Annotated in this window: 11 protein-coding genes and 1 pseudogene; all 12 read right to left on the bottom strand. The window is 63.1% G+C overall.

The annotated features are described in order from the left end of the window. Positions 1-120 precede the first annotated feature (120 nt). Entirely contained in the window at positions 121-1,326 is a 1,206-nt protein-coding gene (locus NDY25_RS14805) for a D-alanyl-D-alanine carboxypeptidase family protein (RefSeq protein ID WP_074058295.1), read from the bottom strand. Between the two features lie 285 nt (positions 1,327-1,611). After that, positions 1,612-3,012, bottom strand: coding sequence for a septal ring lytic transglycosylase RlpA family protein (locus NDY25_RS14800; RefSeq protein ID WP_168959406.1), 1,401 nt, complete (start codon positions 3,010-3,012; stop codon positions 1,612-1,614). Then, on the bottom strand, positions 3,009-4,148 hold the full coding sequence (gene mltB / locus NDY25_RS14795; protein WP_168959405.1) for a lytic murein transglycosylase B: 1,140 nt from the start codon (positions 4,146-4,148) through the stop codon (positions 3,009-3,011). The genes NDY25_RS14800 and mltB overlap by 4 nt, the downstream gene beginning before the upstream one ends. 291 nt (positions 4,149-4,439) lie before the next feature. Further along, entirely contained in the window at positions 4,440-5,846 is a 1,407-nt protein-coding gene (locus NDY25_RS14790; RefSeq protein WP_168959404.1) for a glycoside hydrolase family 28 protein, read from the bottom strand. Between the two features lie 387 nt (positions 5,847-6,233). Further along, positions 6,234-9,935, bottom strand: a complete 3,702-nt coding sequence (locus tag NDY25_RS14785; RefSeq protein WP_256628000.1) for a zeta toxin family protein — start codon at positions 9,933-9,935, stop codon at positions 6,234-6,236. Between the two features lie 993 nt (positions 9,936-10,928). Then, positions 10,929-11,141 (bottom strand): annotated as a pseudogene (locus NDY25_RS14780) (hypothetical protein); the annotation flags it as partial. Positions 11,142-11,407: 266 nt separating this feature from the next. Then, positions 11,408-13,105 carry a type IV secretory system conjugative DNA transfer family protein gene (locus NDY25_RS14775; RefSeq protein WP_168958647.1) on the bottom strand — a complete coding sequence of 566 codons (1,698 nt, stop codon included), beginning with the start codon at positions 13,103-13,105 and terminating at the stop codon, positions 11,408-11,410. Between the two features lie 292 nt (positions 13,106-13,397). After that, the gene (gene rodA, locus NDY25_RS14770; RefSeq protein WP_168958648.1) at positions 13,398-14,516 is read right to left on the bottom strand and encodes a rod shape-determining protein RodA; all 1,119 of its coding nucleotides are present in this window, start codon (positions 14,514-14,516) and stop codon (positions 13,398-13,400) included. Further along, positions 14,513-16,573 (bottom strand): penicillin-binding protein 2, encoded by a 2,061-nt coding sequence (gene mrdA / locus NDY25_RS14765; RefSeq protein WP_006451889.1) that lies wholly within the window; start codon positions 16,571-16,573, stop codon positions 14,513-14,515. The genes rodA and mrdA overlap by 4 nt, the downstream gene beginning before the upstream one ends. A gap of 3 nt (positions 16,574-16,576) precedes the next feature. Further along, positions 16,577-17,062, bottom strand: coding sequence for a rod shape-determining protein MreD (mreD, locus tag NDY25_RS14760; RefSeq protein WP_256627539.1), 486 nt, complete (start codon positions 17,060-17,062; stop codon positions 16,577-16,579). Then, positions 17,059-18,438 (bottom strand): rod shape-determining protein MreC, encoded by a 1,380-nt coding sequence (gene mreC / locus NDY25_RS14755; protein ID WP_168958650.1) that lies wholly within the window; start codon positions 18,436-18,438, stop codon positions 17,059-17,061. The genes mreD and mreC overlap by 4 nt, the downstream gene beginning before the upstream one ends. Before the next feature lie 172 nt (positions 18,439-18,610). After that, entirely contained in the window at positions 18,611-19,657 is a 1,047-nt protein-coding gene (locus NDY25_RS14750) for a rod shape-determining protein (RefSeq protein WP_023905168.1), read from the bottom strand. Between the last annotated feature and the right edge of the window lie 140 nt (positions 19,658-19,797).

Raw genomic sequence — 19,797 nt, 5'->3', positions numbered from 1 at the left:
CGGGGAATCGGGATTGGGGAATCGGGAATCGCAAGAGCAAACGCTGTGCTCCTGCATCTACCGATTCCCGATTCCCCATTCTCGATTCCCAAAAAAAAGCCGGCTTTCGCCGGCATTTTTTTATTCAGATTCCCACCACATCCAGAACGCATCCCAGAGGCGCTTGAAGAACCCGCCTTCTTCGACGGCGTTGATCGCCACCAGCGGGGCCTGAGCGATGATCTTGCCGTCCAGGCTGACCTTAACGGTGCCGATCTGCTGTCCCTTCTTGATCGGGGCCTGCAGGTTCTTGGCCACTTCCATGCTGGGCTTGAGGTCGTTGTAGCGACCGCGTTGCAGGCTGACCAGCAGCGGCTGGGCCACGCCCAGCTGCACTTCGTCCTGCTCACCCTTCCACACCTTCTGCTTGGTCACGACCTTGCCGGGCGCGTACAGGCTGTGGGTCTCGAAGAAGCGGAAGCCCCAGTTGAGCAGTGCCAGGCTGTCGTCGGCACGCTGGCGCTCGGACGAATCGCCCATCACCACCGCCACCAGGCGCTGATCGCCGCGCTTGGCCGAGCTCAGCAGGCAATAGCCGGCTTCGGAGGTGTGGCCGGTCTTGATGCCGTCCACCGCCGGGTCGCGCCACAACAGCAGATTGCGGTTGTTCTGCTTGATGGTGCCGACCTGGAATTCCTTGATCTTGTTGTAGGCGTAGGTCTCCGGGTAATCGCGCACCATCGCGCGGCCCAGCATGGCCAGATCGTAGGCGGTGGAGTGATGGCCTTCGGCGCTCAGACCGTGCGCGTTAACGAAGTACGAATCCTTCATGCCGATCTTGGCGGCGTAGCTGTTCATCAGCGAGGCGAAGGCTTCTTCGCTGCCGGCGACATGCTCGGCCAGGGCGATCGCGGCGTCGTTGCCGGACTGGATCGCCATGCCCTTTTCCATATCTTCCAGACGCGCGGTCTGGTTGACCGGGAAGCCGCTGTAGCTACCGTCGGTGCCGGCGCCGCCCTCGCGCCAGGCGCGCTCGCTCATCATCACCTGGTCGTCGCGCTTGACCTTGCCGTTCTTGATCTCGGCAGCGACCACGTAGGAGGTCATCACCTTGGTGATGCTGGCCGGCGCCAGCTGCTGGTGGATGTTTTCACCGGCCAGCACCTGCCCGGTGGCGTAATCCATCAGGATCCAGGACTTGGACACGGCCGGCGCGGGTGCAGGCGGAACCGGCACGGCGGCCGGCGCAGCAGCCACTGCGGGAGTCGGCTGCGGCGCAGGTGTCTGGGCGCAGACCAGGCCGAAGGCGAACGTGGCCACGACAGCGGCGGCGAAGCGGAATTTCATTGAAGAACGACTCCTGACGGGCCCGAAGGCTGGGTAATGCGAAATTGTAAGGTGCGATGGCGATCAAGGCGACGCGCCGCAGGGCATGCACGCTTGCGGAGTTCAGCGTTGTCGTAACCGTGCGGGCCGAGAATGCCTGTAGCAGCGCGCGTCGGGATCGAGCGAGGCAGACGACGCTGCATCCAGAGTGAGCGAGTGGGCTAGCCGATTCCGTGCGCCAGCCCTGCCGGCCGCCCAGTCGACGACTGGGCGGCTGGCTCGATCGCTGCGCTTAAGACGCAACGCTTAATTGGCGACGATTTGCGGGCGCCCGAAACCCAGCCCGGCAATGCGCTGGGCGATTTCCGAGGCATTGGCGTGGTCGCGTGCGTTGACGCGCAAGCGCCACAGGGTGCGCCCGCCACTGACGATGTCGCTGACGCTGGCACCGGCGATGCCGGCCGAGGCCAGCTGCGACAGCGCGCGATTGGCGTTTTCGCGACTGGCGAAGCTGGCGACCTGCAACAGGATGTCGCCGAGTGCGGTCTCGGCAACGCTGGGTGCCTTGGCAGGCACCGGTTCGGGCTTGGTCGCACGTAGCGGCGCGCTGCCTGCAGGCTTGACCACCGCGACCGCAACCGGTGCGGCAGGCGCAGGCGTCGATGTAGTGGCCGATGCCGGCCGCGGCGCAACCGATGCTGGCTTGCCGGTCGCAACACGCACGCCCTGCGACTTCATCCACGCATCGAAATTGTCCGGATTGCCGGGCTGGCGCGAATCGGCCACGTGATAGCGCCAACGCTCACCTGCCGCAGTGACCGGCGCGGCGGCGATCGATGTCGCCACCGGCACGGCAGCCGAACTTGCCGCCACCGCGCGCGGAGCAACCGTGCCGTTGGGCAGACGCTGCACCAGACCATCGATCTGGCTGCCGCCCGAGGCTGGCCGCGCTGCGGCAACGCCGGTAGCGACAGGTACCACGCCATTGCGGCGCTTGGCCAGCAGATTGCCGTTGTCGGCTTCGGTCAGGCCGCGCACTTCGACATTGCCGGTGCCCTTGCCGGTGATGCCCAGCTTCACCGCAGCGGCGTAGCTCAGATCGATCACGCGGCCGTCGTGGAACGGGCCACGGTCGTTGACGCGCACCACCACCGAGTCGCCGGTGTCGGTATTGGTCACCAGCGCAAAGCTGGGCAGCGGCAAGGTCTTGTGCGCGGCGGTGAAGGCGTACATGTCGTAGACCTCCTTGTTGGAGGTCAACCGGCCGTGGAATTTGCTGCCGTAATACGAGGCGGTGCCGCGTTCGACATAGTCGCCGGGGTTGTCCATCACCACGTAGCGCTTGCCCAGCACTTCATACGGCGAGCGATTGCCCACCGCCGAGCGCGGCTCGTTGCTGACCAGCGGCTCGGGAATGCAGGCCACGTTGGGAACATGGTCCGGGGTGGTGTCCTTGACGCCGGGTTTGTACAGGCCGCCGGCGGTGTAATCGCCACGCGTGGACGGATCTTCCTTGGCTGCCGCATACGGCGAGCTCGACGGGCATCCGGTGGCGACATACGCCGGCCCCTTGCCTTCGACCTTGACGCCCTTGATCGCGCCGCTGCCTGCGCTGCCCGAACTCTTCTTCGGTGCACTGCTACAGGCCGCCAGGCCGAGCATCAGCGCCATCGGGATCAGCCACTTGGGGCCTGTCATGCTGTTCATGCCGGGGGTAACTCCTTGCCGGCGATGGCCTCGGACAGCTGGAACACGGCCATCGCGTACATCTTGGAAATGTTGTATCGGGTGATCGCGTAGAAATTCTGGAAGCCCAGCCAGTACTGCTTGCCGTTGGCATCGTCCAGGGTGATCGGCGTCGCCGTGCTGCCGGCCACTACGGGCGCATTAGGGTGGTAACCACGCGCGGACAGATCGGCCAGCGTGTACACCGGCGACCAATCGGTGGGATTGAATTCCTCGTGGCCGGCGGCCAGCGTGGCCGGCACCGCGACCTGACCGCCGCGCACCCAGCCGCCCTTCTTGACGAAGTAATTGGCGACCGAGGCGAACACGTCATTGTGGTCGGTGAACAGATTGCGCTTGCCGTCGGCATCGCCATCCACCGCAAACTGGCGGTAGCTGGACGGCATGAACTGGCCCATGCCCATCGCCCCGGCATAGCTGCCGATCAGCGTGGTGACATCGAGTTGCTCTTCCTTGCCGAGCGCGAACAGCTGGCCGAGTTCATCGCGGAAGAACAGCTCGCGACGCACTTCGCGTTCGAGCTTGGCCGGGTCGCCGCTGCGCGGATAGCGGAACGCCAGCGTGTACAGCGCATCCAGCACGCGGTACTTGCCGGCGTTGCTGCCATAGCTGGTTTCCACCCCGATGATGGCCACGATCACCTGCGCCGGCACGCCGGTGGCCGCTTCGACCTTGCTCAGTTCGGCGCGGTGCTCGGCCAGGAACTTGCGGCCGCCATCGATGCGCGCCTGGGTGATGAACATCGGCCGGTATTCGTTCCACGGCTTGACCCGTTCGGCCGGACGCGACATCGCGGTGGCGATGGCGTCCTTGAATTGCGCCTGCGCCAGCACCGCTTCGATCTGGGCGGCGTCGAGGCCGTACTTGGCGGCGGTGTCGCGCACGAAATTGGCACGTGCGATCTCGAACGGCACCGGGGTCAGGTCCACCGGCGGCAACGCGGGCGCTTCGGCGGCCGCACTGGCGGGCGCGACCGGGGCGCTCGGCGGCTTGGCCGGGGGCGCACTGGCGGCCGGCGGCGGGGTCGGAGGGCTGGGCTGGGTCGCGCAGGCGACAAGGCCAAGGGTGAGCAGGCAGGTCAGGGTGCGTCGAATCATCGGCCGAGAGTAACAGAGACCAGATGAACTTCTGGCAATAAGACCATGAAACGAAAGAGCTTTAGCCGAAGTCAAGACATGCCGCAGCATTGGCACAAGCTTGCAGGACACTTCGCTGGAGGGCGCAGCACGAAAAAACCTCCATGCAGGCCCGGATGTGTCCGCTGCGATGGAATCGGGGATTCCCTCAGTCCCCACGATGCAGCACCTCGCGGCGCTGCATCGTTTTTCGCAAACAGCATTTGAAAAAATCAGGCGCAGCCGAAACGCCGGCCACGCCCGATCAATCGATCACAGTTCCGGGAAACGCGGTGCCGTCGAGCAGGTCGGGATCGCGCCACTCAGTTGCACGGGGGCGGTAGTGACGCCGGCGCCCAAATTTTCGGCGGTCAGGTCGCTGTTGAACAGCCCGATCTGCGCATTGCTGGCAGTGACGGCAGTGTTGCCTGTCGCAAGATTGGCCAGCACCAGATCCAGCGGCGTCTGCGCATCAAAGCCCTTCAGGATCCAGCCCTTGCCCTTGAGGCCAACATCGCCCGTGGTACGCAAGCCGTTGACCACGATCTCCTTGAAACTGGGCTTGGTCCCGCTACCACGGGTCGAATAGAACGGGTTGATCACCAGCGGGCTGGTCACCCCGAACAGGCAGATGTTGCGATAGGTGATCAGGCTGACCGGGCCGCCCTTGACGATGCTGGTCTTGATGCGGAGCCCGTTGCTGTCGGTACTGCGGTTGCCGGCATCGTCGATGGAGGTGATGGCGTTGTTTTCGATCAGCACATTGTTGACCCCGGACATCACTTCGCTGCCGATCGAGATGCCGTGGGTGCCGTAACAGCGGTTGTCGCGCACGCTGATGTTGCCGGACTTGGAGGCAATGGTCTTGATCGCCACGCAGTCGTCGCCGCCCATCACATCGTTATCGACCAGGCTGGCGTTGACCACGCTGTCCAGGTCCAGACCATCGGTGTTGGGGCTGGTGGCCGGCGACTTCACCCGCACGCCCCAGATGGTCAGGCCATCGACGATATGCGCGAAGAAATGGAAGTACGCCGCATTGATCAGGTTGACGTTGTAGAGGGTGAAGGTGTTGGAGTTCTGCACCTTGATCAGGTCCGGGCTGTTCTGCACCTGGCCTGCGTTCTTGGCGTTTTCGCCGAATTCCCACCAGGTGGTGCTCTTGCCGAGCATGGGCAGATCGCCGCGGCCGTCGATGGTGCCCTGGCGCCCGCCGGTGCGCACACCCATGACGCCCGACTTGACGCCCTTGACGCTGATCAACGGCAAACATCCACCGCTCTTCGCACCGGCAGTGCCGCAGCCGCTGCCGTAGTCGGCCGGATTGCGCGAGCCGTATAAGGTGACGCCCTGATCGACGACCAAGGTGACACCAGTGGGAATCGACAGCGGCCCGGTGAGAAGCGCAGTGCCGGTGCCGGCCTTGAGCAGCACGCTGCCGTTCTTGCCGGTGCAGGCAGTCAGCGCGGCCTGGATGGTTTTGGTGTCTGGCGGCGCGCTTTCCGATGCAGCGTCGAACAGGCGCGCACTCGGCGTGTGGCTGGCACTGACCGTCTGGCAGGTGGCAGGAATCGCCGGCTCGGAGACAGCGCGCGTATCGCCCGTTGCAAGGTTGATGGCGCCGGCTTGTGCGGCGAGCGTAAGACAGACACCGCCGATGGCGGCGGTTAGCAATTTCATGGAAAAGATCACCTGAAAGAGGAATGGCGCGTGCCTGCTGAAGCAACGCGACCCGGCCGCGGCAAACTCAGCGGCGTGATGGACTCTACGGAGCAACGCCCGCACATGCGCAAGGCAAGCGAACCCGGCGCCGCACGAACGAAGCGGCACCGCACCGGCGTGTCGTCATTGCAACGCAGCGCGCAGAAAGGTGCGCGATTTGCGAAGCGTCAGCTGCGTGACATGTGCGTGTCGCATGTGGCGCACTACCCCTCACTCCTCCCCTTGCATGCATAGAGGCACGCCCGGCCTGACAGCGACTGCGCAAACGCGCTCGACCTCCCGCATTCGACTTGTTACCGCGTCAACGTATTGAAATGAAAAATGTTATCGCCTGGCTCGCGAGTATTAGCCCCTATCACCACTGGACGCGTCCGACATGGCCTGCTGCTGAGAGCGCGCAGCAAGCGTCATCACTGGGCCCGTTGGGTTCTTGTCGATCTCTTCGCGCTCCCGCTGGAACTGCACCATCTGCTGTACCCGTTGCTGATCCAATGCCTCCGTCTTCTGCAAGGTGTCATTGATGCCAGGCGATGGCGTGTTGAGCGCGACTTCCGAGTGGAAACCCGGCGTTTTGCCAAAGACAAAGGCGACATCATCTTGGATAGTCACTTTGCGGAGTTCATCCGCGCGTTCGATCCCTGACTCTTTGACGGCATGCAATACCTCTGCCGTCTTCTCATCGGAGGTGCCTTTCGGGAGCTGCGCCTGGATGGCGGAGAACAACGCGTAATCCCGATGATCAGAGGGAAACCCCTGCTGAGAGACATCTAGGGAGAGCCTGACTTGCTCGACCCGATCCTCCTCTTGTTCACCTGCGTCTGAACGCTCGCTAGCCCTACCAAAACCTAGCGACGACGTATAGACAGCGGGTTGGCGCTCCGGCAAGACGATCTGCGCCGGCACTTCGCTTTGCGTTGGAATTGCCGGCGACGAAGCCTGCATCGCCTCTTGCTGCTCTGCCTGCAATGGAACAGTCGATGACGCACCGTTCTGTGGTGCAACTCCTTGCGCTTGCTGCTCGCTACCCTGCTCCACCGGCCCATTTGCCGATGCCGGCTCTGTGGGTTTCAAGGACTCTCGGCGCGCGTGTTGTGCCTGCGACAGCACTGCATCCAGGTCTTGGCCGGCAACGCCCGTTGCCGGCAACCCTTGGTCTTGCTGAAACTGCCTCACGGCATGTTCGGTCTCCGGACCGTAGTGCCCGTCTTGCGGCACGGCCTGGCCGTTCGGACCCCGGGCATCTACTTGCTGCAATCGATACTGCAAGAACTCGACCTCTTGACCTCGGTCGCCGAGGCGCAGCCCTTCCACTTCATGGGATGCCGGCGACACTGGCGCAGCGGCCTGAGTAGGCGCTTGATCGTGAGAGGTTGAAACTGATGATGCCGGCCCGGCACTCGGCGCAGCTGTGCTTGCCAAGGCTGGCGCTACCGCCTCTGCCTTCGGCTGGACTGCGCCGGCTGTCGGGGGTGCGGCAACCTCAGGTGTTCGGGTTTCTTGTGGTTCGCGTTGCGGGACAGGTTCGGGCTTCGGTTCGGCAGGCTTGGCGACCGGGCGCACGTCTTCTGGCGAAGGCGCGTTGGCGGATGCAGGCATCACGACCGGGGCAGGCGTTGCCGTCTCCACAACAACAGGCACCTCGGGAGTGTATGCAACGTTTCGATCACGCTGCGCATCAATGGCTGCCTGAGGCGCTTGGGTTTCATCCACATGCGGAGCTGTAACGGTCGTTGCTGCGAAGCTTGCGACCTGTTGCGCCTCTTGCGTGGAAACGCCCTGCCGATTGGCCTCGCGCAGCGCTTGCTCGTAGGCATCGCGCTCTTGGGGCGACTGCGCGTCAATGCGCAGCTCTGGTGCATTGGCCGAAGGGGATTTTTCTTGCCGGAGTGACTGCACCTCGCCCAGTGCCTGATGGATCTCGTCAGCGCCGGTGGTCGCCGCAACACGCACCGCACCATCGGCGTCACGGCTCAGATGCTGGATGGGGCTGTCCACCGAGTATTGACCGGTCGCATCACGCTCCAATGCCAAAGAGCTGGTCGCTGCATCAATCCCGTTTGCCTCACGGGTCTTTTGCACCGCAAGCTGGATCGCGCCTGCGGTCTGGGCATTGGGCGCAACGCCATAGGCGGCATACGTCGCTTCGGTATTGGCCTGGTCCTGCTGCTGCAGGGTTGGCGTTTGCCGCGCGGACATCTGTGCCAATGCCTGCGCATGCTGCTCCAAGGCCGGGTACAAGCGTTCGCGCGTTGCGTTGAGTTCCAGCGGGACATTGCCTTCGGCAGCAACACCATCATGTCGCCACTGGCCTTGCGTATCGCGCTGATACTGCTTGCCGTCCGAGGCTTGCAACGAGTCCGGGTTCAAGGCTGTTTGCACGGCCGCTGGCACGGGGCCGAAGTCCTCCCAGCCATTGCGCTGGTGGGCAGCCTGATAAGTCGCTGCAATTGCAGCTGGGCCACGGGCAATGTTGGCATCCACCACCTGGGCTGCTTGCTGGTCCAACGCAGCACTGCGCTCGGGGCTTGCCGGATCAACCGTCCAGACGGGCCGATCGTTCCGATCAACGTCGTCGGCGACCATCCGTGACCACTGGCCATTCGCCGGATCGTGTCGCCAATCACGCGCGTAGAGATGCGCAGCATCTGCCTCACTGGATGGCTGCACATAAGGATTACTGGGTTGCACCTTGCCCAGCGCCTGCTCGGTCGCTTCGCCACTGGCGTGATAGTTAAGCTCTCGCGCTTTTTCGGGCAGTGCGAACATGGCCTGCTTCTGCGGCGCATCCACGCCATCGTTGGGCAGATCGGCTTTCTCTTGGCGCAGCCACTGGCTGCCGTTGAACTCCCAACTCACGCCCTGCTTGTCGGTTTGCGTATAGATCTGACGGTTGTCCCAGAGCGTCACCGCTTTGTCGGCAGCAGCACTGAACAGATAACCATCGGCCACCACCAGCGCGACGGGCCCGGCACCGGTTGTGCCAACCACGGCAGCGGCGGCGGCACCTCCCGCCCAGCCGCCCGCGCCTCGGGCAGCAAAGTGCAACGCTTCTGAGCGTGCAGCAGTGAGGTTGTCTTGTGCCAACAGCGTGCCAACACGCTCTCCGGTCTGCGACGCATCGTAGGCGGTCGCGGCAACACCCAAGCCCGCAAGCCCTGCTGTCATCCCGGCGCGACGCAGGCCTGGGATCTCCGACTCGGGCACAGGCACGCGTGCAGGCGGAGCACCTGGCCGCACGAGTTCGTCGATGGTGGCAATGCCTTCCAGCCGACTGGCAACCCCATCGCTGACGTTGAGCTCGGCGTGCTCAGCTAGCAATTTCGCTCTGATGGCTGGGTCAGACCGGGGAATTTGCTGCGCATGTGCTGGCAGGTCCCGATGCCAATCGGCCTGTTGTTGCCAGCTCTCGCGCAGCTGCTGTGTAACGGTAGGATCCTTAAACCACGCATTGCGCGCCTGCTCCAGGGCCTGTCCTGGCGATCGTGCATCGGTACGGCTGTCGTAGAGCTCTGCACCCTGGCGGTTGAAGATGCGGATTGGCGCGGTGGTCTGCTCATGTACGGTGTCTAGGCTGCTCGGCAGCTTGGTGTAGATGGCTTCGCGTGCGCCTTCGGGGACATAGCGGCCGTGACCTTCCCGATCCAGTTGTTGAGCAAATCTTGCGTCGACCCCATGCTCGCTTTCCAGTTTGTGCGCGGCAATCGCTCGCACCTCGACGTCATAGCCGCGCGATTGCAGATCCTTGATCAGACTTGCGCTCCATTCACCATTGCTGAGCGTGGTGTCGAAGATCAGGTTCTTCTTGCCTTCGATGGTGGCCTGCAGCAGCTCGTCGGCCCATCGGCTGGCATCGGCGCGGGTATAACCGGACCAAGTATAGGGATGGGCGTTGCGGAGGGTTTCCACTTGAGGATGGAATTCGCGAAGTGCATCCGGATCAATAGTTACAGCATCTTTTTCCAATTCTGCTCGTGCGGCACGAGCAAGGCTGCCTTCCCCGAGCCAGGCTGCCCTCCCAGAATAATCGCCTTGGGATGTTCCAGTGATGACTTGAAATCCAAGGCCGCATCAACAATAATTTTTCTCTCAAAAACCTTCTTGTGAGTAGTTTCATCGAGCTGGGGATGCTGAGCATTCATCGTAGCTCTCCCTTATTTTTTCGATGTACTCCCATAGCGCATCTAGATCCGACATACCCCCATTTTTTGAATATGCACGAAGCATCAGAAGTTCTTTTTCTTCGGCCTTTCCAATAGCCGTCACGTCTCCACTCTCCTCGGCGGCTTCGAGTTCTTTGCGGGCCTCAGAGATAAAGGATTCAAGCCTCCCTTCAAGGGCCCAAATGGCGCCATCAAAAGGCATTAAAATATAAGGCTTCTCGGTGTACGCATCGAGAACCTCCTGGAGACGTTGGATCAGCTCGGGGTAGTCTGCGAGTAGTTCACACAACTTCTGCGGCACGGGAGGCGGAGGCAGTGTTTTTTCAGTCAATGCATTATCGCGCTTGAACATTTCAAGATTTTCTCTGTCAGGAGAGGGTGCCGCAGGTGTGTGTGCTTCAAAGTAAGCAAGCATGTTGCCGCTTTTCCAGTTGTGACTGAACCCCGCAGGCCCAAGCTGCCTACGCTTTTTCTCGGCCGCCTCCAATTTTACCGGGTCACCGTCCTCCTCAGCTTCCCTAAGCTCCCTGTTGACCTCACCCAAGATGGAATCCAAGCAATCTTCTAGGTTCCATATTGCAATTTCAAGAGGAGGAGTGACCAATGACGGACTATCCACCGACTCTTTGATGGCCGATTTCAATCTATCCATATATTCAGGGTATTCCTGAAAAATTTTCTGCAACCCTTCGGGAACGGGAGGATATTCGCCAATCGAGCCAGATGAAGGAGAATTTTCCTGTGTCATTTGAACATCCTGAGCGGTGCGCTGGCTTTGACCATTGGGATACTTCGAACTTGGGAAGCCAAAATAATCCATCAAGTTCTGCCCCTTCCATGCGCCCTTAGCGGCGCTGTGAAGCATAAGCAGATGCGTTGACCTCGCTAGTGCGATTGCCTCTTGGTCACCTGTTTGCTCCGCAATGCGCAGCTTTTCGCGTGACTCGTCAATGAAAGTATCGATACAGCCCTCGATCGCCCAGATCGCAAACTCCAACGGAGGGGTGATCGGCGATGGCTTATCGACCGACTCTTGGAGTGCGCTTTCCAACCGCGCAATGTGATCGGGGTAATCCTTGAAGCTTTCGCGCAAGCCTTGTGGCACTGGCGGTCGCTTGCCGACCGAATCAGGGGAAGAATCGTTGGTCTGAGTCATAAAAGCATCCTGATTGAGGCGTTGCATTGGACGTGGAAGATTGGGCTTGCGCTTAGGCGTTGCCACGGATGCACCCGGTTGCAATTGCCCCAACTGCTGCACAGTGCGTGCATTGATTATTCCCCGATCACGCAGCAGCTGTTGACCATGGACTCCATCAGCCTTTGATCTACTTAGAGGCCTATTGGAAGACGTGCTATCACTCATGCGGGGACCATCTTTAAGGCTTCGATCTTCACCTTCGGCAACAAGCGCTTGGTGAAATAGGCATCTTCGTAATACTTGATCTTCTCGCAGAGCACCGGGCTTGGGATGCCTTCATAGAGGAAGACTTCCTTGTCAAAGCCCATCGCCTTCAACTCTTGCGGCAGCATCAAGGCACGGCGTTGCTCGGTCTCGGAGTAGGACACGCTGCTTTGCTTGCCACTGGTGTGCGACTTGTTCTTCTTGCGCACCGTGGTGTAGCCGAGCATGTCCGAGTAGTCGTTGGCGTCTTGCTGCTCGCGCGGGGCATAGACAATTTGCAAGGCATGGTTGGTGATGATGGTGCGCGAGACATCCTTGCCATAGGTCGCGTCCAGCTGCGCCATGCTCTGGATGATCGGCAGCAAACGTATGTTGTAGCCGGCCATGTAGCTCACCGCGCTTGCGATGATGTCGACCCGGCCGATGGACGTGAACTCGTCCATCAACAGCAAGCACTGGTGTTTGAGCGCCGGGTTGTTCTGCGGCAACTCTTTGGTGTTGAGATTGATGAGCTGACTAAACAGCAAGTTGATCAACAAGCGGCTTTCGGCCAGCTTGTTCGGCTGGATGCCGATGTAGATGCTCATCTTCTTCTTGCGCACATCAGTCAGCAGGAAGTCGTTGTCGCTGGTTGATGCATCCAGGATCGGATTGATGAACTGGTTGAGCGGCTCCTTGAACGTGCCCATGATCGAAGCAAAGGTCTCCTCGGCTTGCGAGAGCAAATTGTCGAAGGCGGTCTTGGCGTCGCGGCCCAGGAACTCGCGCTGCGAGAGCTTTTTGAGGTAGCCCTTCAAGTCGCTCCCATCGCCAGATGTCACGCGATAGAGCATCCCAAGGGTTGGGAACATCCAGGTCTCTTTCGGGTGCTTGCGCTTGATCTGATCGTCCAAGCTATCGAACAAATAGAGCGTAAACGCCATGAAAGCATTGCGGGCCTGGCTCACCCAGAACTTCTGGGCGTCGGAGCCATCTGGGTAGAGCATGGCCGCGACACTCATGAGGTCCGACACGCGAAAGGCGGGATCGGGCGAGATGTAGCTCAGCGGATTCCATCGGTGGGTGCGCCCATCTTCGGCAAAGGGGTTGAACAAAAAGACCTCTTGGCCTTGGCTCTTACGCCAGCCCGAGGTCAGGTCGAAATTTTCTTGTTTGATGTCCAGGACCACCACGGAGCCTTGGTAGTCGAGCAGATTGGGAATGACGATGCCCACGCCCTTGCCCGAACGCGTGGGCGCGGCCAGGATCACAAACTGCTGACCGGGCAAGCGCACCAACTTGCCACCGTGCTTGCCAACCACAATGCCGGTTGGCGACGGTTTGAGCATGTCCTTCTTGGCCAGATCACTGCCCGAAGCAAAGCGCGCGTCGCCATGCAAGGCGGCCGCCTTTGGCTTAAACAGCGGGATCAGCAGTGCGAACCATGCCAGGAGCGGCACGCCGAAGCCGATGGCGCCGGCCAGCTTGATCTTGCTGGCATAGGGAGCGAACTGCGGGAGGTCGAGCGCTTTGATATAAGACCAGTAGGTGCCAAAGCTGAGCGGCCCAGCCACCTTCAACAGCATCAGGATCAACTGACCGGAGAGGAGAACCCCTCCGATTAAGGCAAACAGCAAGAGCCCAATGGCGACGCCGATCTTGATCTTTCCTTTCATGATGCGGTGCCTTTCATCCTCGGATCCTTGGCTTTTTCATCAGACAATCGTCTATCAGATTACAGGATCAGCCTACGGCACGGGATCGGTACGCACCGCCACAAAAGCTTGGGCACCTGATTACTCATATTGAGTAGAACGCATACCTAAGCGGTAATTCAGATCGTGGATTACACGCTAGATGTCCCCTCCAGATCTGATCGAGTGCCTTGGCTTTGAGTGGTCCTTGCAATCGACGGTCTGTCGCTAGGCGATGTAATGCTTTGCATCTGCCTGCATACCCAGGCCTAGCTCAATACCCATGCACAGGACGATGCGCCTTGACCGCCATCACCAGGCCCAGTCCGGCCAGCAATGACACGGCCGAGGTGCCGCCGTAACTCATCAGCGGCATCGGCACGCCGACCACTGGTAATAGGCCGGAAATCATGCCGCCGTTGACCAGCACGTAGACGAAGAACGCCAGCCCGGTGGCACCGGCCATCAGCCGCGAATAGGTGTCGCGCGCTTGCGAGGCGATCCACAGGCAGCGCCCGATCACGATCAGATACAAGGTCAGCACGGTGGCCACGCCGATCCAGCCGAATTCTTCGCTGAGCACCGAAAACGCAAAGTCGGTGGTCTGCTCGGGAATGAAGTTCAGATGCGATTGCGAGCCGAGTCCCCAACCCTTGCCGTCGAAGCCGCCGGAGCCGATCGCGATCTTGGATTGAATGATGTTCCAGCCCGCGCCGAGCGCATCGTTTTCCGGGTTGAGAAACATCATGATGCGGTCCTTCTGGTACGGCCGCAGCAGCCAGAACCAGGCCACCGGCGCGGCCGCCGAAACACCGCCCACGCCCACTGCCACCCACCACCAAGGCAAGCCGGCCAGCAGCAGCACGAACACGCCGCTGGCGGCGATCAGCACGCCGGTGCCGAAGTCCGGCTGCAGCATGATCAAGGCAGTGGGCACGCCGATGATCATGCAGGTGACCAACACGGTGGAGATGCGCGGCGGCAGCGGCATGCGATGCAGATACCAGGCCGCCATCATCGGCAGGCTGATCTTCAACAACTCGGCCGGCTGCAGGTAAAACAGTTTCAGATCCAGCCACTGGCGGCCGTACTTACCGGTGCCCAGTGCGAACACCGCCAGCAGCGGCAGCATCGACAAGCCGTAGACCCACGGGGTCCAGGCGCGCAGGCGCAGCACCGACATGCGCGAAATCCCCCACATCGCGGCCAGGCCGATGACGAAGCGCACGCCTTGCGCCATCACCAGATGATCGCCGTTGGCGGCGCCGCCGGCGCTCTTGAGCACCGACAGGCCGATCACCATCAACGCACCCAGCGCCAGACATAGCACCCAGTCCAGGCTGCGCGTGAAGCGCGCCACCATGTCCACCAGCCAGCGCAGGATGTCAGTCAATGGTCGGTCTCCTGGACCGCGTCCGGCACATCCGGCACCACAGGCTGGGCGGGCGTGTTGGGATCCAGGGCAACGGCGGTCTGGCCGATCACCACCGGCAACTCGGCCAGCGTGGCGGCGGCCGCATCGCCAGCCGCACGCGCATCGGTGGCGCCGGCCTCGAACTGGTTGACGCCTACGGCGGTCATGCCGAGCTCGCTGTCCAACGGCTCCAGGCCGGCGGGCATCTTGCCGAGCAGCCAGGCGTCGAAAATCTTGCGTGCGATCGGCGCCGCCGAGCTGGTACCGAAGCCGCCACCCTCCACCGCCACCGCCACCGCGATGACCGGGTTGTCGGCCGGTGCGAAACCGACGAACAGGCCGCGGTGACGCAAATGCATCGGCAGGCTGCGCGGGTCCACCGCCGCCACGCCCCTGCGGCTGACCACCTGCGCGGTGCCGGTCTTGCCGGCCATCAGGTACGGTGCGCCGGGGGTGATGGCATAACCGGTGCCGCCGGGGCGCATGGTGTCCATCATGCCCTCGCGCACCACCTGCACATGCGCAGGATTCGGGCTGATCGGCTTGCCCGGCGGCTGGATCATCGGCTGCCACGGATGATCGAAGCCGGTGCGCTCTTCCAGCACCAGATGCGGACGCTGCAGCAGGCCGCTGGCGATCCCCGAGATGCCGCGCACCAGCTGCAGCGGGGTCACCTTCCAGTCGCCCTGACCGATGGCGATATTGACGGTGTCGCCGGGGTACCAGCGCTCCTTACGGGTTTTGTACTTGTAGGCCGGCGACGGCAGGATGCCGCCGATTTCGCCGAGCAGGTCCACCCCGGTGGGCGCGCCGAAGCCGTACCCGCCCATGTAGTGGTCGAAGCGCTCGATGCCCATGTCCACCGCCAAGCGGTAGTAATAGGTATTGACCGACTGGGCGATCGACTTGCGCAGATCGGTCCAGCCATGCCCGCCACGGTGCGAGTCGCCCCAGCCGCGGCTGACGCCGGGCAGGTAGAACATGCCGGTGGACAACACCCGGTCTTCCGGCCGACGCAGGCCGCTATCCAGCCCGGCCAGCGCGATCAGCGGCTTGAGCGTGGAGCCCGGCGCCACGCCACCCAGCACCAGCCGGTTGAACTGCGGCCGCGAGGGGTTGTCGTTGAGCATGCGGAAGTCGGTATGCGAGATGCCGTTGACGAACAGGTTGGGGTCATAGCTGGGCAGGCTGACCATGCCCAGGATCTCGCCGGTGCGCGGGTCCATGGCGATCGCCGCGCCTTCGTGCTCGCCGAATGCGGCCACCATTGCGCGCTGCAGATCGGCATCCACCGACAGCCGCAGGTCCGCGCCCGACTGCGGCGCGACCCGGCCGACGGTGCGGATCGCCCGTCCCTGCACATTGGTTTCGACCTGCTCGTAGCCGACCTGCCCGCGCAGATCCTGCTCGTAATAGCGCTCCAGCCCGGACTTGCCCATGTGGGTGAGCGCAGCATTGCCCTCGCCCAGTACCGCCAGATCTTTTTCGTCGATGCGGCCGACGTAGCCGATGATGTGCGCGAACAACGGGCCGAACGGATAGCGCCTTGTCAGATACGGCTCCAGCTCCACACCGGGAAAGCGCCAGCGCTCCACCGCAAAGCGCGCCATTTCCTCATCGCTCATGCGCAGCTTGAGCGTCACCGGCAGAAAGCTGCGGCGCGCCTTGCGCTCACGATTGAAGCGTTCCAGATCCTCGGGCGCGATCGGGATCACCTTGCCCAGCGCGGCGAGCATGGCGGCCATGTCGGTGACCTTGTCGGGGGTCACATCCAGGCGGAAGGCTGGCACGTTCTCGGCCAGCAGCCGGCCGGTGCGGTCGTAGATCATGCCGCGCCCGGGCACCACCGGTTTGGGCTTGATGCGGTTGGCTTCCGAGCGGGTGGCATAGACCTCGTGGTCGAGCACCTGCAGCTTGAAATACCAGCCGCCCAGGCCGACCAGGCACACCACCACCATCACAAAGCCCAGCACCGCACGCCGGCGGAACTGCTCGGCTTCCGCGTGCGGGTTCTTGGGGTGACGACGCCCGTGCATGGCTTACTTCTTGCTCCGCTTGCCCAGCCGCACCGCATCCAGCAATACGAACAGCGGCGGCCACAGCGCCATGCCCAGCAGCGGCGCCCACCAGTAGCTCCACGGCAGGGTCGGCTCGCCCACGGCCAGATGCACCGCCGAGGACACGATGCGGTCGTTCAGCAGCAACCCACCGATCGCCAGCGCCTGCTGCGACACCGGGAAGAAGCGCATCCGCGCGCGAAAGCGCTGCAGGATGAAGGTCAAGATCACCAGCCGCAGCGCCTGCTCGCCGAGCAGCCCGCCGTACAGCAGATCGGCCAGTACGCCGGCCACGAACGCGATGCCCAGCCCGACCCGGTCCGGCTCTTCGATCACCCAGTACGCCAGCACCAGCGCCAGCCAGTAAGGACGCAGCGGCTGCACCGCGAGCGGCAGCGGCAGCAGGCCCAGCACCAGCGCGATGACGAAGCTCACCGGCAGGATCCAGGTGTTGCGCATGCGGGTCATTGGTCCGTCTCCGGTTGAGACGGGCGGGAATCGGGAGTCGGAAGTGGGGAATCGGTAGGAGCGGTGTTCTGCGGCGGCCGCGCACCGCTCGCACGGCCAGCTGGCGTCTGCGCGCCGCTGCCATTCCCTGTTCCCGCCGCCCGCACGCCCTGCGGCGAAGCCGGACGGGGATCGGGAATCGGGATGTTGGATGCGTTCGACGCGGGGGGGCGGGCCAGCGTGGTGGACGGACGGACGGACGCTCGCGCGCGGGCCGGCTGCGCGCCGGGCGCGGCGGGTGTCGATGCGGACCGTGCACGCGGCGCGGTGCCGGTGCCCGATGCCGCTTCGGCCGTCGGGCGTGCCGGATCAATCGCTGTGTTGGAAACTCCGCCCGCCGGCGTGCGTGGTGTTGCGGTCACCGGCGCAATCGCTGGCGCGCTGGCCGCAGCCGCCTCGACGCTGTTGCTGTTGCTGTTGCTGTTGCTATTGCCGTTGCTGTTGCCGTTGCGAATCCCAGCTCCCGACTCCCCACTCCCGGCCCCAGGCACCACCCGCAACGGTTTGCCGGCGCGCAACAACAACACGTCGCGGCCGCGATCGAGCTTGGCGGCGGGGGTCAGTTCGCCGACCAGGAAGGCGTGGGTGTCGTCGGGATGCAGCTCGGACACCTTGCCGACCGGGAAACCCGCCGGGAAGCGGCCACCCAGGCCCGAGGTGACGATCTCGTCGCCCACCTGCACGCCGGCGCTCAGCGGGATGTCGCGCAGTTCGAGCCGGTCGCCACGGCCGTAGACGATCAGGCGCACGCCGTTGCGCGCGACGCTGACCGGGACCGCGTGGTCGGGGTCGGTGAGCAACAGCACCGTCGAATGCAGCGGCGTCACTTCGATCACCTGCCCCATCAGACCGCCGGCATCGATCACCGCCTGGCCCATCAGCACGCCATCGCGGCTGCCGGCATCCAGCAACAGACGCTGCCGGGTCGGGTCCAGGTCGATATCCAGGATCGGCGCCAGCTGCACGTCCAGGCCGCGCCGCTCGGCCACGTTGAGCAGTTCGCGCAGCTGCGCGTTGTCCAGCGCGGCGGTCTGCAGCCGGGTCAGGCGTGCATTGGCCACCAGCAGCTGATTGCGCAGCGTGCGGGTTTCTTCCACCAGTTGCGCGTGGGTGGCGGCATTGTCGCGCACCTGCGAGCCGATCCGCCCCGGCAGCCCGGCCACCGCCCAGATCGGCTGGATCAGCAGATTGGCCTGCATGCGCAGCTGGCTCAGCCAGCTACCGCGGCTATCGAGCGCGATCAGCACGATCGCCAGCACCAGATAGACCAGCAAGCGCAGCGTGGAAGTGACTTCGCCCGGACGGGAGGCGACGGGAGGACCGGCGTAGGAGGGCACTTTCAGGGCCGGGAATGGGGAGTCGGGAATGGGGAATCGGAGAGCGCTGTGCTGCCCTCGGTGCGGCTGAGGCTAAAACTCAAATCGGCGGAACCGCGTAGCAACCGCGCAGGGCCGCAGGCAGGGAATGTTTTTACGATTCCCCAATCCCGATTCCCGATTCCCGTCCCCATCACTCCGGCGCGAAGAACTCGTTGCCGTGCATGTCCACCAGCTCCAGCGCGCGACCGCCACCACGGGCCACGCAGGTGAGCGGGTCGTCGGCCACCTGCACGTGCAGGCCGGTTTCTTCGGAGATCAGGCGGTCCAGGTCGCGCAACAGCGCGCCGCCACCGGTGAGCACGATGCCGCGCTCGGCGACGTCGGCGCACAGTTCCGGCGGGGTCTGCTCCAGCGCCAGCTTGACCGCGGAGATGATGCCCGACAGCGGCTCATGCAGCGCTTCGAGCACTTCGTTGGAGTTGATCTTGATCATCTTCGGCACGCCCTCGGCGAGGTTGCGGCCGGAGATTTCCATCTCCTGCACCACGTCCTGCGGGTAGGCGCAGCCGATCTGCAGCTTGATGCGCTCGGCGGTGGCTTCACCGATCAACATGCCGTGGTTGCGGCGCACGTAGTTGGTGATCGACTCATCGAAGCGGTCGCCGCCCACACGCACCGACTGCGAGTAGACGATGCCGTTGAGCGAGATGACCGCCACCTCGGTGGTGCCGCCGCCGATGTCGATGACCATCGAACCGCGCGCCTCGGTCACCGGCATGCCGGCACCGATCGCAGCGGCCATCGGTTCTTCGATCAGATACACATCGCGCGCACCGGCCTCTTCCGCCGATTCCTTGATGGCGCGGCGCTCGACCTGGGTGGAGCCGGCCGGCACGCACACCAGCACGCGCGGGCTCGGGCGCAGGAAGCGCGACTTGTGCACCTTCTTGATGAAGTGCTTCAGCATCGCTTCGGTGTAGGTGAAGTCGGCGATGACGCCGTCCTTCATCGGGCGGATCGTGGTGATGTGACCAGGCGTGCGGCCGAGCATCTGCTTGGCTTCTGCGCCGACCGCAGCCACCGAGCGCGTGCCGCCGATTGCGCGGTCCTGACGTACCGCCACCACCGATGGTTCGTTCAGTACGATTCCCTGCCCGCGCACGTAGATCAGCGTATTGGCCGTGCCCAGGTCGATGGACAGGTCGTTGGAGAACATGCCGCGGAGTTTCTTGAACATCGGGGGAGCCGTTCCTGAGGAGTCGCGTGCCCTGCCGCCAGAGTGGCGAAAAAATGGGCGAAAAACGAAGTCCACTAGCCTAGCAATCCCCCCCGGTGCGAGCAAGGAAAAATCAGGTATTTCGGCCGGGTTTTCATGTG

The organism is Xanthomonas hortorum pv. pelargonii (assembly GCF_024499015.1).
GTDB lineage: Bacteria > Pseudomonadota > Gammaproteobacteria > Xanthomonadales > Xanthomonadaceae > Xanthomonas > Xanthomonas hortorum_B.
Note: the sequence above shows the minus strand (reverse complement) of the source record. Positions and strands in the feature narration are given on the sequence as shown.